This window comes from Streptomyces sp. NBC_00162 (genome assembly GCF_024611995.1).
Taxonomy (GTDB): domain Bacteria; phylum Actinomycetota; class Actinomycetes; order Streptomycetales; family Streptomycetaceae; genus Streptomyces.
Genome location: NZ_CP102509.1, coordinates 7033274 through 7048655, shown reverse-complemented (window position 1 = coordinate 7048655; position 15382 = coordinate 7033274). Strand labels below are relative to the sequence as shown.

General features: G+C 72.0%; 17 protein-coding genes. 8 read left to right on the top strand and 9 right to left on the bottom strand.

Features of this window, described 5'->3' with window-relative positions; all coding sequences use genetic code 11:
• Positions 1–73: 73 nt before the first annotated feature.
• From JIW86_RS32785 to JIW86_RS32775, 3 genes are all read left to right on the top strand, one after another.
• Positions 74–1030 carry a cytochrome c oxidase assembly protein gene (locus JIW86_RS32785; protein WP_215142230.1) on the top strand — a complete coding sequence of 319 codons (957 nt, stop codon included), beginning with the start codon at positions 74–76 and terminating at the stop codon, positions 1028–1030.
• A 32-nt stretch (positions 1031–1062) separates the two neighbouring features.
• Positions 1063–1221, top strand: a complete 159-nt coding sequence (locus tag JIW86_RS32780) for a hypothetical protein (protein ID WP_215142228.1) — start codon at positions 1063–1065, stop codon at positions 1219–1221.
• Positions 1222–1367: 146 nt separating this feature from the next.
• Positions 1368–2078 (top strand): lysophospholipid acyltransferase family protein, encoded by a 711-nt coding sequence (locus tag JIW86_RS32775; protein ID WP_215142226.1) that lies wholly within the window; start codon positions 1368–1370, stop codon positions 2076–2078.
• A 28-nt stretch (positions 2079–2106) separates the two neighbouring features.
• On the opposite strand, the gene JIW86_RS32770 is transcribed toward JIW86_RS32775, so the two are convergent.
• The 8 genes from JIW86_RS32770 to JIW86_RS32735 all read right to left on the bottom strand — a co-directional run bounded on the left by JIW86_RS32770 (position 2107) and on the right by JIW86_RS32735 (position 9229).
• Positions 2107–3705, bottom strand: coding sequence for an alpha/beta hydrolase (locus tag JIW86_RS32770; RefSeq protein WP_251064396.1), 1599 nt, complete (start codon positions 3703–3705; stop codon positions 2107–2109).
• A gap of 247 nt (positions 3706–3952) precedes the next feature.
• Entirely contained in the window at positions 3953–4744 is a 792-nt protein-coding gene (locus JIW86_RS32765) for an urease accessory protein UreD (RefSeq protein ID WP_257557478.1), read from the bottom strand.
• On the bottom strand, positions 4741–5436 hold the full coding sequence (gene ureG / locus JIW86_RS32760; protein ID WP_215142220.1) for an urease accessory protein UreG: 696 nt from the start codon (positions 5434–5436) through the stop codon (positions 4741–4743). Before ureG ends, JIW86_RS32765 begins: the two co-directional genes overlap by 4 nt.
• A 21-nt stretch (positions 5437–5457) precedes the next feature.
• Entirely contained in the window at positions 5458–6132 is a 675-nt protein-coding gene (locus JIW86_RS32755) for an urease accessory protein UreF (RefSeq protein WP_257557476.1), read from the bottom strand.
• 15 nt (positions 6133–6147) lie between these two features.
• Positions 6148–7869 (bottom strand): urease subunit alpha, encoded by a 1722-nt coding sequence (locus JIW86_RS32750; RefSeq protein ID WP_257557475.1) that lies wholly within the window; start codon positions 7867–7869, stop codon positions 6148–6150.
• Positions 7862–8173, bottom strand: coding sequence for an urease subunit beta (locus JIW86_RS32745; protein WP_069919100.1), 312 nt, complete (start codon positions 8171–8173; stop codon positions 7862–7864). The genes JIW86_RS32750 and JIW86_RS32745 overlap by 8 nt, the downstream gene beginning before the upstream one ends.
• 15 nt (positions 8174–8188) lie before the next feature.
• Complete coding sequence (locus JIW86_RS32740) at positions 8189–8491, bottom strand: urease subunit gamma (RefSeq protein WP_215141183.1); 303 nt, start codon at positions 8489–8491, stop codon at positions 8189–8191.
• Positions 8492–8779: 288 nt separating this feature from the next.
• Positions 8780–9229, bottom strand: coding sequence for an ATP-binding protein (locus tag JIW86_RS32735; protein WP_257557472.1), 450 nt, complete (start codon positions 9227–9229; stop codon positions 8780–8782).
• Between the two features lie 197 nt (positions 9230–9426).
• Here JIW86_RS32735 and JIW86_RS32730 point away from each other — a divergent pair, with 197 nt between their 5' ends.
• Together JIW86_RS32730 and JIW86_RS32725 are read left to right on the top strand one after the other, a co-directional pair.
• Positions 9427–10311 carry a helix-turn-helix domain-containing protein gene (locus JIW86_RS32730; protein ID WP_257557471.1) on the top strand — a complete coding sequence of 295 codons (885 nt, stop codon included), beginning with the start codon at positions 9427–9429 and terminating at the stop codon, positions 10309–10311.
• Positions 10312–10324: 13 nt separating this feature from the next.
• Positions 10325–10546 carry a DUF397 domain-containing protein gene (locus JIW86_RS32725; RefSeq protein WP_215141189.1) on the top strand — a complete coding sequence of 74 codons (222 nt, stop codon included), beginning with the start codon at positions 10325–10327 and terminating at the stop codon, positions 10544–10546.
• 4 nt (positions 10547–10550) lie between these two features.
• Here the strand turns inward: JIW86_RS32725 and JIW86_RS32720 are convergent, their stop codons facing one another.
• Positions 10551–11723 (bottom strand): 8-amino-7-oxononanoate synthase, encoded by a 1173-nt coding sequence (locus tag JIW86_RS32720; protein WP_257557470.1) that lies wholly within the window; start codon positions 11721–11723, stop codon positions 10551–10553.
• 156 nt (positions 11724–11879) lie between these two features.
• Between JIW86_RS32720 and bioB the strand changes: the two genes are divergently transcribed.
• Genes bioB through bioD form a run of 3 tightly spaced genes read left to right on the top strand, consistent with a single transcriptional unit; the run spans position 11880 to position 15169 of the window.
• Positions 11880–13133 (top strand): biotin synthase BioB, encoded by a 1254-nt coding sequence (bioB, locus tag JIW86_RS32715; protein ID WP_257557469.1) that lies wholly within the window; start codon positions 11880–11882, stop codon positions 13131–13133.
• Entirely contained in the window at positions 13126–14448 is a 1323-nt protein-coding gene (locus JIW86_RS32710) for an adenosylmethionine--8-amino-7-oxononanoate transaminase (protein ID WP_257557468.1), read from the top strand. The genes bioB and JIW86_RS32710 overlap by 8 nt, the downstream gene beginning before the upstream one ends.
• A gap of 1 nt (position 14449) precedes the next feature.
• A complete protein-coding gene (gene bioD / locus JIW86_RS32705; protein ID WP_257557467.1) occupies positions 14450–15169 on the top strand; it encodes a dethiobiotin synthase in 720 nt (239 codons plus the stop codon).
• Positions 15170–15382 lie beyond the last annotated feature (213 nt).

Here is a 15382-nt window from a genome sequence, read left to right as displayed (position 1 = left end):
GCCGCCCCCGCGCGCAGGAGCGTACGGGGGCGGCACTACTGTGGTGGGGCGCCACGGTCAAGGGAGTGAAGAGATGGATCACAGCGGGCACGGCATGGACATGAACATGGACCTGCCGTCCTTCACTCTCGGGCGCGGGCTGGAATTCTCCTTCGACGCCTTCTTCCTCTTCGGGTCCCTGCTGGGGCTCGCGCTGTACGGGTGGGGCGTTCTGCGGCTGCGCCGGCGCGGGGACTCCTGGCCGCTGGGCCGGACCGTCGCCTTCACCCTGGGCGTACTGACCGTGGTGCTGGTGACGTGCACCAAGCTGAACGACTACGGCATGGTCATGTTCAGCGTGCACATGGTCCAGCACATGGTGATCAGCATGATCACCCCGATCCTGCTGCTGCTGGGCGCTCCGGTGACGCTGGCGCTGCGCGCGCTGCCGCCCGCCGCGCGCGGCCACAAGGGCCCGCGCGAGCTGCTGCTGATGCTGCTGCACAGCCGCTACATGCGGATCATCACCCACCCTGCCTTCACGATCCCCATGTTCATCGCCAGCCTCTACGGCCTGTACTTCACCCCGCTCTTCGACTTCCTGATGGAGTCCAGGACCGGGCACATCGCGATGATGCTGCACTTCCTCGCGGTCGGCCTGATCTTCTTCTGGCCGATCATGGGCATCGACCCGGGGCCGCACCGCCCCGGCTACGTGATGCGGATGCTGGAGCTCTTCGCCGGCATGCCGTTCCACGCCTTCTTCGGGATCGCCGTGATGATGGCCAGCGAGCCGATGATCAAGACGTACGCGAACCCGGCGGCCTCCCTGGACATCGATCCGCTGCTCGACCAGCAGTGGGGCGGCGGCATCGCGTGGGCCTTCAGCGAGATCCCCTCGGTGCTGGTGCTGATCGCGCTGGTCTACCAGTGGTACCACTCCGAGCAGCGGGCGGCGAAGCGCTCCGACCGGGCCGCGGACCGCGACGGTGACCAGGAGCTGGAGGCGTACAACTCGTATCTGGCCTCGCTCCAGGCGCGTGGCCAGTAGCGGAGTACGGCCTTTGCGGGCCACCATGGAGCATGACCGGATCCGTTAAGGCGATGGCAGTCATGACCTTCGCCGCCCTGGTGGCCGTCGCCGCGTATTCCGTGGCCCTCGGCAGCAACGGCTGGCTGTGGTTCGGCTGGGTGGTACTGGGGCTGCTGACCGCTGGAATGGCCGCCTCACGCGGCGCGTGAGCCACTGCGGCCCCTGCCGCTGAACCGTTTCGCCCGACTGTGCGTGCCAGGTCGTGACGGTGCGTGTGAGCGCACCTAGACTGGTTCCTTTCGCCATGTCCGGCGGCGGCCGGCACTGGGCCGCCCCAGGAATTGGGAGCGGCCTGGTGTTCTACCACTTGCTCAAGCACGTGTTGCTCGGTCCGCTGCTGCGGCTGCTGTTCAGGCCGCGGATCGAGGGCCTGGAGAACATCCCGGCGGAGGGGGCCGCGATCATCGCGGGCAACCACCTGTCGTTCTCCGACCACTTCCTGATGCCCGCGATCCTCAAGCGGCGGATCACGTTCCTCGCGAAGGCCGAGTACTTCACCGGCCCGGGGGTCAAGGGGCGGCTCACCGCCGCCTTCTTCCGCAGCGCCGGGCAGATCCCCGTGGACCGCTCCGGCAAGGACGCCGGCCAGGCGGCTCTGCGCGAGGGGCTGGGGGTGCTGGCCAAGGACGAACTGCTGGGCATCTACCCGGAGGGCACGCGCTCGCACGACGGGCGGCTGTACAAGGGCAAGGTGGGCGTGGCCGCGATGGCCCTGGGAGCCGGGGTGCCCGTCGTGCCGTGCGCGATGGTCGGCACCTTCGAGATCCAGCCCCCCGGGCAGAAGATCCCGAACATCCGGCGGGTGACGATCCGCTTCGGCGAGCCGATGGACTTCTCCCGGTACGCCGGGCTGGAGGGCGAACGGGCCGTCCTGCGGGCCGTCACCGACGAGATCATGTACGCCATCCTCGAACTGTCCGGCCAGGAGTACGTCGACCGGTACGCGGCCGAGGTCAAGGCCGAGGAAGAGGAGGAACGGAAGAAGGCCCGGCGCAGGTCGCGCTGAGCCTTCTCCCGCTGGTGTTCCCCGGGTCCTAGCGGACGGCCGGGAGCTCCTCACGGGCCGGGAGGTCGGCGCCAGGAGCCTCGGCGAGCGACTTCGCGGCGACCGGGGCCGGGGCGACAGGAGTGGCGTGCGGAGCGCACTTCACGTCCTTCGCGTCGACCTTTCCGGTCAGCAGGTAGGTGTCGACCCGCGTGTTGATGCAGGGGTTCACCAGGCTGGTGACACCGTGCGAGCCGGCGTTCTGCTCGGTGATCAGACGGGAGCCGGCGAGGCGGCGGTGCAGCTCGACCGCGCCCTCGTACGGCGTGGCCGCGTCCCGCTCGGACTGGACGATCAGCACCGGCGCCAGACCGCGCTTGGCACCGACCTCGATCGGGGTGCTCTGCTTGGACTTCCAGGTCGCGCAGGGCAGGTTCATCCACGCGTTGGACCAGGTCAGGAACGGGTACTTCTCGTGCAGCTTGGTGTTGTCCCGGTCCCACTTGGCCCAGCTGGTGGGCCACTTGGCGTCGGCGCACTCGACCGCGGTGTAGACGGCGTTGCCGTTCTCGGACGCCGCGTTGCCCTTGGTGTCCGACATGTCCGGGGCGATGGCGTCGACGAGCGCCTGCTCGTCACCGGCCGCCCAGGCGGCGAAGGTCTGGGCGACGGGCACCCAGGAGGAGTCGTAGTACGGGGCGCCCTGGAAGAAGCCGATGAGCTCGGCCGGGCCGACGACCCCGCCGATCGGGTTGGCCTTGGCCTTGGCGCGCAGCTCCTGGTACTTCGCCTCGACCTTGGCGCGGGTGTCGCCGAGGTGGAAGACCGCGTCGTTCTTGGCGACCCAGTCCTGCCAGTCGTTCCAGCGCGTCTGGAAGGCCACGTCCTGGCCGAGGTTGGCCTCGTACCAGATGTTGTCCGTGTCCGGGTTGACCACGCTGTCGACGATCATGCGGCGCACGTGCGTCGGGAACAGGGTCGCGTAGACCCCGCCGATGTAGGTGCCGTAGGAGACGCCGAGGAAGTTCAGCTTCTGCTCGCCGAGGGCGGCGCGGATCACGTCGAGGTCGCGCACGGTGTTCGGCGTGGTCATGTGCGGCAGCATCTCGCCGCTGCGCTCCTTGCAGCCGTCCGCGTACTCGGCGGCGAGCTTGCGCTGGGCGCGCTTGTCGGCCTCGGAGCCCGGGACCGGGTCGGCCTTGGGAGCCTTGACGAACTCCTGCGGGTCGATGCAGGAGATCGGCGCGGAGTGGCCGACACCGCGGGGGTCGAAGCCCACAAAGTCGTACGCCTTGGAGGCGTTGACCCACAGCGGGCTCTTGGTGGTGACCCTGCGCGGGAAGCGCATGCCGGAACCGCCGGGACCGCCGGGGTTGTAGATGAGCGCGCCCTGGCGCTCCTCCTTGGTGCCCGTGCTGCCGATCCGGTCGACGGCGATGTCGATCGTCTTGCCGAACGGCTTGGTGTAGTCGAGCGGGACCTTCACCCAGCCGCACTGGATGGGCTTCTCGAAGCCCCAGTCCGCGGGGCAGTCCTTCCACTCGATCCCGGTGCGGGCGGCGCGGGCGGCGGCGATCTGGACGCCCACCGCCTCCGCGGCCCCGTTGTCGCGGCCGGCCGAGGCCGCCGTGGCGGACGGGGCGAGCATCAGGCCCGCCGCCAGTGTGCCGGTGATCAGTGTGGCGGCGCTCCCCAGCGCCGCGTTGCGTATCACGTGGTTGTTCCCCCTGCGTCAGTCGCCGCCGTGGGCGGCCGGGTTCGGTCGGTTTCGGTCGTCGGCGTGCAGGGGGATCCTTGCGCCTTACCACGACCCGGCAACAGAGCAGGGTCGAGTTCTTTGCCAACCCGATAACCGGAGAGGTGTGTACCGCTGAGCGGTGCCCGATTCGTCCGAACTACGCCTGGGGCGGCGGACCGTAGGTCCGGGCGGCCGCGTCGAGCAGTTCCCGCAGCCGCAGGGCGTCGGGGGCCAGGGCGGTCACGAGGACGGCCGGGCCGGCCAGCGGAGTGACGGCGGCGAACTCGCCCAGCACCCCGGCCGCGGGCGGGGCCAGGGCGAAGGCCGGGTCCACGACGAGGAGTTGGCCGAGCGCCCGGTGCCCCGCCAGCCCCGCGGGACCGTCCCAGCCGCCGGGCGCACCGGGTCCGCAGGTCAGCTCCTGATCCAGCAGGGGGCGGCCCCCGCGGGTGGCGGTGAGCCGGCTGCGCAGCAGGCCGGAGGCCTCCCCGCAGCGACCCAGCACCTGTTCCTCGCGCAGCAGCAGCCGGGCCGTGGGTGCCAGTCGGACCCGCGTGTGCACCCGCAGGTCGCTGCCGCGCACGGAGACCAGCGGCTCCGGCAGCCACCGCACCGACGCGCCGTCCTCCAGGGTCAGGCGTACGTCGTACCGCGCGGGCTCGCCGCCCCGGCCGGGCAGGGCCAGGGTGGCCGCCGCCGAGGCGAGGGCGAGCCGCGCCCCGGCGCCCGCGGTCGCCTCGACGGTGAGGTGGTCGCCGCCCAGCGGGGCGCTCATGGCGCCGACCAGCATGACCCCGGCCTCGGCGGCGGTCCCCCTGGTGCGGCGCAGCGCGAGCGGCCCGTCCCCGGCCAGCAGCGGCAGGGCGGTGCCGCCCCGGCCGTCGGCGACGGCGTGGACGCGGGCGGTGGCCCGCACGCCCGCGGGGGTGACGGGAGCCGCGCTGGTCACCGTACGACCCAGGCGGCGATCCGCTCGCGCACCCAGGCGGCCACCGGGGCCACGCCGTCCGGGCCGCGCAGCGACTGGAAGGCGACGGGCAGTTCACCGCGCTGCTCGGCGGCGTCGCGGGCCATCCGCCCGAGGTCGGAGCCGACGTGGGGGGCGAGGTCGGTCTTGTTGACGACGAGGAGGTCGGCAGTGGTGACGCCGGGGCCGCCCTTGCGCGGGATGTCGTCCCCGCCGGCCACGTCGATGACGAAGATCTGGGCGTCGACGAGCCCCCGGGAGAAGGTGGCGGTGAGGTTGTCCCCGCCGGACTCGACGAGGATCAGGTCGAGCGGGCCGGTCTCCCGGAAGGCCTCCTCCAGTTCCTCGACGGCCTCCAGGTTGGCGGAGATGTCGTCGCGGATGGCGGTGTGCGGACAGGCCCCGGTCTCGACGGCGGCGATCCGCTCGGGCGGCAGGACGGCCTCGCGGAGCAGGAACTCGGCGTCCTCGCGCGTGTAGATGTCGTTGGTGACGACGGCCATGGACAGTTCGGCGCGCAGGGCGCGGCACAGGGCGGCGACGGTGGCGGTCTTGCCGGAACCGACGGGTCCGCCGAGTCCGATGCGCAGGGCGCGCCGGGTGCCGTCGGCGCGCAGCGGTGCGGCGCCGTGCGTGTGGCGATGGGGGTAGGTCACCGCGTGGTCGAGGTGCATGGGGGGTCTCCTAGGGGGTGGTCAGGAAGCGAAGAGGCGTACCGGCCAGTCGGCATGGACCTCTGCCGCGATCTCCAGCAGGGGCGAGGAGGCCGCGGGTAGGGCCTCCGTGCCCTCCGTGCGGGCCCGGTGCGCGGCCTCGGCCGCCTGGGCCGCGACGGCGTCGAGCGCGGGGGCGAGCCGGGCCAGCACCCCGCTCGCCTCGAAGGGGTCCAGGCCCAGCAGCCGCACGGTCGCGGTCGCGGGCCCGCCGATACTCTCGTACGCCGCCACGTGCGCGGCATCGAGCGGCCCGAGCCCGGCCGCCCGGGCGGTGAGGCCGAGTACGACGGGCTGGTGGGCCCCGCGCGGGAACGCGGCGGCCAGCGCTTCCAGTTCGGCGGCGGGCCAGGTGGCCCGGGCGGCCCGCAGCAGCTGGCGGCCCAGGCGCCGCGCGGCGGCGCGCAGGGCGGGCGACGGGGTACGGGCGTCGGCGGCGGCGTCGAGCTCCGCCGGGTCGAGGCCGAGCGCGGCGGCCGCGGCGAGGGCGGCCGCGGTGAGCCCGGCGGTGTGCAGCCGGCCCCGGCAGAAGTCCTCCAGGGTGGCGGCGTCGTGGATCCGGCCCGCCTTGCAGGCGGCCTCGGCCCCGCCGGAGTGGGCGTGGCCCCCGGCGGGGAAGCGGCCGTCGGCGAGGACGAGCAGCGCGGCGAGGCTCATCAGAAGAGGCCCCTTTCAAAACAAGAAGTATCTCTGGGCCATGGGCAGTTCCGCGGCGGGCGCGGGTTCCACGGCCTCCCCGTCGATGGTGACGGTGAAGGTGTCGGCGTCGACCTCGACCCTGGGCATGGCGTCGTTGTTGCGCATGTCCGCCTTGCCGACCTTGCGGGTGCTCTCTATGGCCACGAAGGCCTTGCCAAGGCCGAGCCTCTCGGGCAGTCCGTCGTCGAGCGCGGCCTGTGCGGTGAAGTTGAGCGAGTTCAGGCCGGGCGCGCGCCCGTGGCTGCCGAACATCGGCCGGGGCAGTACGGGCTGCGGGGTGGGGATGGAGGCGTTGGCGTCGCCCATCTGCGCGTAGGCGATCTGGCCGCCCTTGATGACCAGTTCGGGCTTGACCCCGAAGAAGGCGGGGTTCCACAGGACGAGGTCGGCGAGTTTGCCGGTCTCGACCGAGCCGATCTCGCGGGCCAGTCCCTGGGCGACGGCGGGGTTGATCGTGTACTTGGCGACGTAGCGTCGGGCGCGCTGGTTGTCGGCCGGTCCGTCGCCGGGGAGGAAGCCGCGCCTCTTCTTCATCACGTGGGCGGTCTGCCAGGTGCGCAGGACGACCTCGCCGACCCGGCCCATGGCCTGGGAGTCGGAGGAGATGATGGAGATGGCCCCGAGGTCGTGCAGGACGTCCTCGGCGGCGATGGTCGAGGGCCGGATCCGGGATTCGGCGAACGCGAGGTCCTCGGGGACGGCCGGGTTCAGGTGGTGGCAGACCATCAGCATGTCGAGGTGTTCCTCGACGGTGTTGACGGTGTGCGGCCGGGTCGGATTGGTGGAGCTGGGCAGGATGTTGGGCTCGGAGACCACGGTGATGATGTCGGGGGCGTGCCCGCCGCCCGCGCCTTCGGTGTGGTACGAGTGGATCGTCCGCCCGGCGATGGCCGCGAGGGTGTCGCCGACGAACCCGGCCTCGTTGAGCGTGTCCGTGTGGATGGCGACCTGGGCCCCGGTCTCCTCGCAGACGCTCAGGCAGGCGTCGATGACGGCCGGGGTGGTTCCCCAGTCCTCGTGGAGCTTGAAGCCGAGTGCGCCGCCGCGCAGCTGGGAGTGCATGGCCTCGGTGGACATGGTGTTGCCCTTGCCGAGCAGGCCGATGTTGACGGGGTAGGCCTCCAGCGCCGCGAACATGCGGGCCAGGTGCCAGGGCCCTGGGGTGACGGTGGTGGCCTTGGTGCCCTCGGCCGGTCCTGTGCCGCCGCCGACGAGGGTGGTGATGCCGGAGGCGAGCGCCTCTTCGATGACCGTCGGGGAGATGAAGTGCACGTGGGCGTCGATGGCGCCGGCGGTGACGATCTTCCCGTTGCCCGCGATGATCTCGGTCTCGGGGCCGATCACCAGGGCCGGGTCCACGCCGTCCATGGTGTCGGGGTTGCCGGCCTTGCCGATGCCGCAGATACGGCCGTCGCGTATGCCGAGGTCGGCCTTGACGATGCCCCAGTGGTCGAGGATCACGACCCCGGTGATCACGGTGTCGGGTGCGCCCTCGGCCCGGGTGGTTCGGGCCTGCCCCATGGACTCGCGGATCACCTTGCCGCCGCCGAAGACGGCCTCGTCGCCGGCGCGGCCGGGGCCGCCGCCGAGGTCCTGCTCGATCTCGACGAAGAGGTCGGTGTCGGCCAGCCGGATCCGGTCACCGGCGGTTGGCCCGAAGAGGTCGGCGTACGTCTGGCGGGAGATCTCAGCCATCGAGCGGCCCTCCGGTCTCCCCGCGCAGTCCCGGTACGGTGCGCAGTCCGCCCAGCGGTACGAGTTCCACCGCGACCGGGATGCCCGGCTCGAACCGCACGGCGGTGCCGGCTGCGATGTTGAGCCGGAGTCCGCGGGCGGCGGACCGGTCGAAGTCGAGACCGGGGTTGGCCTCGGCGAAGTGGTAGTGGGAGCCGACCTGGACGGGCCGGTCGGCGGCGTTGAGCACGGTGAGACGGGTGACGGGGCGGCCCTCGTTGAGGCGCACCGGACCGTCCCCGTAGGCGATTTCGCCGGGGATCATGGCGGGTACTCCCCCTCAGACGATCGGATCGTGGACGGTGACGAGTTTGGTGCCGTCCGGGAAGGTGGCCTCGACCTGCACGTCGTGGATCATCTCGGGGATCCCCTCCATGACCTCCGCGCGGCCGAGCACGGTACGGCCGGAGGTCATCAGCTCGGCCACGGTCCGCCCGTCGCGGGCGCCTTCGAGGATGTGCGAGGTGATCAGCGCGATCGCCTCGGGATGGTTGAGGCGGACCCCGCGGGCCCTGCGCTTCGCCGCCACGTCAGCGGCCACGTGGATGAGCAGTCTTTCCTGCTCGTGCGGTGTCAGTTGCACACGTATCACCAAGTTTCCGGGACAAGATCAACATCGCGCCGGGGCGACCCTATCGACCGTCAACACCCTGTTGACCTGCGGATATCAGAGCCAAGCAAGTCTTGCCCAACGCAGAGAAAGGCTTTCCGTCCCGACCACCGCCGCTTTACCGGATCATGGGTGATCTTTGGCGGACGAACGTGGTGCCACGCTAGGCGCCGCGCTTTTCCGTTGAGTTAACCCACGTTTCGGGAAGGCACCCGGTTCAACTCACAGGCCCCTGAAACTTGATTCCGTATACGGCCGGTGTCAGCAGCCGGTGGCGGTCCTCGCCGGCGCGCCGACCGTCCAGGGCAGCGCGATCCAGACCGTCTTGCCCCCGTCCTCGGTGGGGCTGACCGAGAGCCGGCCGCCCGCTTCCGCGGTGAGCCACCGGATGATGACCATGCCCCGGCCGTTGTCCTGCTGGACGGCAGCCGGAAGCCGCTTGGGCCAGCGGGGATGGCTGTCGGTCACGCCGATGCGCAGCCACTCCTCGCGCTCCAGCCTGATGTCGACGGTGAAGGTGGGCGACTGGCCGAAGGTGTGCTGCACGGCGTTGGTGGCGAGCTCCGAGACGATCAGCCGGACACTGTCGGCGGTGATGTCGTCATCGGAAAGTCCCCATTCGCCCAGGACCTCCGCGACGTAGCGTCGGGCAGTGGCGACCGAAGCGGGATCGCTCGGCAGAGTGACGGATGCTTCCTGGTGATCTGCCATGGCGACGGTCCCTTTCCCACCGGGGTCAAGCCGCCCCGGATCTGTGCTGGACGCCAGAGTGCCACCCATCGTCCCGCCGTTTCTCCCGTTCCCCCAAGATATGCATATATCTGTCGCTCAATGCGGTGAACTCTGCTACGGAAGAGCGTATTTGGACGGCAGACTGGTGCGAGCTGTGCCGGTGGAAGGAGGCGGGTGTGCAGCACGGTCCCGCGGTGCGTCGGCGCAAGCTCGGCGAGGAACTGCGTGCCCTGCGCGACCGGTCCGGTCTCACGAGTGGTGAGGCGGCCCGGATCGCGGGATGGCACCAATCGAAAATCAGCCGCATCGAGACGGGGCGCAGCGGGGTCAAGCCCGAGGACATCCGCCTGCTCCTCGACGTCTACGGGGAGATCGTGAGCCCCGAACAGCGTGCGCTGCTGGAAGCCCTGTCGGCCTCCGCGGCCGGTCCGGGTCCGGGCGGCGACACCGGGCGCGGCCGCCAGTGGTGGCACGACTACCGGGGGCTGCTGCCACAGGAGTACCGGGACTTCATCAGCCTGGAGGCGGGCGCCCGGTCGGCGCGCACGGTGGAGCTGTCCGTGGTTCCGGGGCTGCTGCAGACCCCCGGGTACGCGCGGGCGGTCACCCGGGCCGCGCTGGGCGGGCTGCCGGAGCCGAAGGTGGACGCGCTCGTCGAGGTGCGGCTGGCACGTCAGAAGGTGCTGCGGGCCGATCCGCCGCTGGAGCTGAGCGCCGTACTGGACGAGGCGGTGCTGCGCCGGCAGATCGGCGGACCCGGGGTGATGGCGGGGCAGCTGCGACACCTGGTGGAGGTGGGGCGGCTGCCTCAAGTGCGGCTGCAGGTACTGCCGTTCAGCGTAGGGGGCCATCTCGGCCTCACCGGTCCGTTCGTCATTTTCTCATTTCCGAACATCGCCGATCTGGATGTGGTGGTACTCGACCATTTGACGAGTAGCCTCTATCTGGAGCGGAAGGAAGACCTTGAGGCGTACAGCGCCGCGTTCCGCACCATCCAGGCGCACGCACTCCCGCCCCAGGACTCGTCGGATCTCATCAGCTCACTTGCTGACGACGCGTAAGGAGGCACCCCCCGTGTCCGCAACCCCCTTATCCATCAGCGGACTTCTGATCAGCGCGCGGTGGCGGCGGAGCAGCCGCAGCACCGGAATGAACAACTGCGTGGAAGCCGCCGTCCTCGGCGGCGGCCTGCTGGCCGTCCGCGACTCCAAGCGGACGGACGGCCCGGCCGTGCTCTTCACCGGGCCGGCCTGGGACGGCTTCCTCGCGAGCGTACGAACGGACGTGCCCGTCTGACGTCCTACCGGTCCGTGGCTCCGGCGGGAGCGGTCCGCAGGATCGTCCCGACCGCCTGATCGATCTCGTCCCCCGTGAGATCGGCCCGGGCGGTCAGCCGCAGCCGGGAGATGCCGTCCGGTACCGACGGCGGCCGGAAGCACCCCACGGACAGACCTGCCTCCCGGCAGTCGGCGGCCCAGCGCAGTGCCGCCGAGGCCGACGGGGCCCGTACCGACACCACGGCCGCGTCCGGCCGGGCCGCGGTCAGGCCGGACGCGGTGAGCCGCCCGTACAGCCGGTCGGCCACCTCGCGGGCGCGGGCGGCGCGCTCCGGTTCCCGCCGGAGCAGGCGCAGGCTCGCCAGCGCCGCGCCCGCGGCGGCCGGGGCCAGCCCGGTGTCGAAGATGAAGGTGCGCGCGGTGTTGACCAGGTGCCGGATGACTTTTGCCGGACCCAGCACGGCGCCGCCCTGGCTGCCGAGGGACTTCGACAGCGTGAGCGTGGCCACCACCCCGGGCGCGCCCGCGAGTCCGGCGGCGTACAGCGCGCCGCGGCCGCCCTCCCCCAGCACGCCCAGGCCGTGCGCGTCGTCCACGAGCAGGGCCGCGCCCTCGTCACGGCAGGCGGCCGCGTAGCCGGCGAGCGGGGCGGCGTCCCCGTCGACGGAGAACACCGAGTCGGTGACCAGCAGCGCCCGGCCCTCGTGCGCGGCGAGCGTCTTGCGTGCGGTGTCCGGGTCGGAATGCGGAACCACGGCGGTCTCGGCGCGCGAGAGGCGGCAGCCGTCGACGATCGAGGCGTGGTTCCCGGCGTCGGAGACGACCAGCGTGCCCCGGTCGCTGAGCGCGGTGACGGCGGCGAGGTTGGCCGCGTACCCGGAGGAGAGGACCAGCGCGGCCTCGAATCCGCAGAAGGCGGCGAGCTCCCGCTCGAGCTCCGCGTGAAGCTCGGTCGTGCCCGTCACGAGACGGGAGCCGGTGGCTCCGCCGCCCCACCGTTCGGCCGCCTCCCGTGCGCCGCGGACGGTCTCCGGATGCCGGGACAGCCCGAGGTAGTCGTTGCTCGCGAGGTCCAGCAGCGGGGAGAGCGCCGGCCGCGGCCGCAGCGTACGGACGAGCCCCGCCTCTTCCCGGGCGCGTTCCGCGGCATCGATCCAGGCGAAGACGTCCACCGGATCGGGAATGTGCTGGGGCATCGGCAGATCCTCGTGTTTTGTCGGCAGTCCACAGACCTGCCCGACCCTAGCTGGCGTGACTTGAGTGCCAGGTGTGGTGATACACACACTCCCATCCGGCCATGTTGTGCGATCTCTCCTTGGCCGGGAGTGGTGGTGTGGTCCAGGATCGGCGTCATGGACCTGCTGAACACCCTGGTGGACAAGGGGCTGCGGCGCGAGCTGCCGACCCGCGAAGAGGCGCTCGCCGTACTGGCGACTTCCGACGACGAACTGCTCGACGTGGTGGCCGCGGCCGGCAAGGTGCGCCGCCAGTGGTTCGGGCGTCGAGTCAAGCTGAACTACCTGGTCAACCTGAAGTCGGGCCTGTGCCCCGAGGACTGCTCGTACTGCTCCCAGCGCCTGGGGTCGAAGGCCGAGATCCTCAAGTACACGTGGCTGAAGCCGGAGGAGGCCTCCCAGGCCGCCGCCGCCGGTGTCGCGGGCGGCGCGAAGCGGGTCTGCCTGGTCGCGAGCGGCCGCGGACCGACGGACCGGGACGTGGACCGGGTCGGCAAGACGATCGCGGCGATCAAGGAGCAGAACGAGGGCATCGAGGTCTGCGCGTGCCTCGGCCTGCTCTCGGACGGCCAGGCGGAGCGGCTGCGGGACGCGGGCGCGGACGCCTACAACCACAACCTCAACACCTCCGAGGCGACGTACGGGCAGATCACCAAGACCCACACCTACGCCGACCGGGTCGACACCGTGCAGAAGGCGCACGGCGCCGGCCTGTCCGCGTGCTCCGGTCTGATCGCGGGCATGGGCGAGACCGACGAGGACCTGGTCGACGTCGTCTTCTCGCTGCGTGAGCTGGACGCGGACTCGGTCCCGGTCAACTTCCTGATCCCCTTCGAGGGCACCCCGCTGGCCAAGGAGTGGAACCTCACCCCGCAGCGCTGTCTGCGGATCCTGGCGATGGCGCGGTTCGTCTGCCCCGACGTCGAGGTCCGGCTGGCCGGCGGGCGCGAGGTGCACCTGCGCTCGCTGCAGCCGCTGGCTCTGCACGTGGTCAACTCGATCTTCCTGGGCGACTACCTGACCAGCGAGGGCCAGGCCGGTCAGACCGACCTCGACATGATCGCGGACGCCGGTTTCGAGGTGGAGGGCGCCGGTACGTCGACCCTTCCCGCGCACCGCTCCGACGTGGCGGAAGCGGCCGGCTCCGGGGGCTGCGGTTCCAACGGCGGCGCCTCCCTCTGCGGTTCGGGCGCGGGTGCGGCCGACGACGCCCCGGCCGCGGGCTGCGGCTCGGCGTGCGGCGGCTGCTCCGGGCACGGGCACGCGGACGCGACGCCCGTACCGGCCCAGGCCGAGGCCGGCGAGGTCCGGTCGGACCTGGTGGCGGTACGCCGTCGTGGCGCGGGGACGGACATCGCTCCCAATGCCTGATCAGGTTCCTCCGCTGTCGGCCGGCGCGGAACTCCTCGCCCTGGACCGGCAGCACGTCTGGCACCCGTACGGCCCGATGCCCGGGCGGCAGGAGCCGCTGGTCATCGCCTCCGCCTCGGGGGTGCGCCTGCGGCTCGCCGACCCGTCCCAGGGGCAGGGCCACGAGGAGCTGGTCGACGGCATGTCCTCCTGGTGGTCTGCGATCCACGGCTACAACCACCCGGTGCTGAACGAGGCCGCGACCACCCAGCTCGGCCGCATGTCGCACGTGATGTTCGGCGGGCTCACCCATGAGCCCGCCGTCCGGCTCGCCGCGAAGCTCGTCGAGATCACCCCGCCGGGGCTGGAGCACGTCTTCCTCTCCGACTCGGGCTCGGTGTCCGTCGAGGTCGCGGTCAAGATGTGCCTGCAGTACTGGCGTTCGCTGGGCCGGACGGGCAAGACCCGGCTGCTGACCTGGCGCGGCGGCTACCACGGTGACACCTGGCAGCCGATGGCCGTCTGCGACCCCCAGGGCGGCATGCACGAGCTGTGGCAGGGCCACCTGCCTCGGCAGGTCTTCGCGGACGCACCGCGCGGCGGCTTCGACACCCCCGTGGACCCGGCGTACGCGGACCACCTGCGCTCCCTGATCGCCGCGCACGCCGACGAGCTGGCAGCGGTGATCGTGGAGCCGGTGGTGCAGGGCGCGGGCGGCATGCGCTTCCACCACCCGGACCACCTGCGGGTGCTGCGCGAGTTGTGCGACGAGTACGGGGTCCTGCTGATCCTGGACGAGATCGCGACGGGCTTCGGCCGCACCGGCGCGCTCTTCGCCGCCGACCACGCGGGGATCACCCCGGACGTGATGTGCCTGGGCAAATCACTGACGGGCGGTTACCTCACGCTGGCGGCGACCCTGTGCACGGAGCGGGTGGCCGACGGGATCTCCCAGGGTGAGGTCCCGGTGCTCGCGCACGGGCCGACCTTCATGGGCAACCCCCTGGCGACGGCCGTGGCGCTCGCCTCGATCGAGCTGCTGCTCGGGCAGGACTGGGCGACCGAGGTCAAGCGGATCGAGGCGGGTCTGCGCGAGGGCCTCGCGGCCGCGGCCGGACTGCCCGGCGTCAAGGACGTACGGGTCCTGGGCGCGATCGGCGTGGTCCAGCTGGACCACGAGGTCGACATGGCGGCGGCCACCGCGGCCTCGGTCCGGGAGGGCGTCTGGCTGCGCCCGTTCCGGGACCTGATCTACACCATGCCGCCGTTCGTCACGGGTGACACGGATGTCGCCCGGATCTGCCGTGCGGTGTGCGCCGCGGCGCGGGAAGGCTGAGATGTCCGTACTGGTCGTGTCCGGTACGGGCACGGAAATCGGCAAGACCGTGGTCACGTCGGCGATCGCGGCCGCGGCCGTGGCCGCCGGCCGCTCGGTGGCGGTGCTCAAGCCCGCCCAGACGGGTGTCGGCCCGGACGAACCCGGGGACGCGGCGGAAGCGGTGCGGCTGGCCGGACCCACCGTCACGGCGGTGGAACTGGCCCGCTATCCGGAGCCGCTGGCCCCGGACACGGCGGCCCGCCGGTCCGGGCTGCCCACGCTCTCCCCGTCGGACATCGCCGAGGCGGCCCGGAAGCTGTCCCTCCACCACGACCTGGTCCTGGTGGAGGGCGCGGGCGGGCTGCTGGTCCGCTTCGACGAGGCGGGCCACACCCTGGCCGACGCCGCCGTCCTGCTGGGCGCCCCGGTGCTGGTGGTTGCCGCGGCGGGCCTCGGCACCCTCAACTCCACGACCCTGACGGCGGAGGCCCTGCGGGCACGGGGCCTGACGGCGCTGGGCGTGGTGGTCGGCAGCTGGCCCTCGTCCCCGGACCTGGCCGCCCGCTGCAACCTGGCGGACCTCCCGAAGTCCTCCGGCGCCCCCCTCCTGGGCGCGATCCCGGAAGGCTCGGGCACCCTCCCCCCGCCCCTCTTCCGCACCTCGTCCCCCACCTGGCTCTCCCCCACCCTCTCGGGCACCTGGTCGGCGGACTCCTTCCTGAACACGTGGCCGGCGTAGCGCCGACCGGCACCCCGCCCGCTCCAGCCTCGCCGACTCCGCCTCTCCCCACCCCCGCCGCCCCATCCAGCCCCGCCGGCGTTTGAGATGGGGGTCCCCCCGGACGGAGTCTGGGGGAGGGTCCGGGGCGGAGCCCCGGCAACGGCGCCGCACCCGCGGCACGGCATCCACACCGGCAGGGATGAGCGCCAGCGGACCGGGCACCCTGGAGGT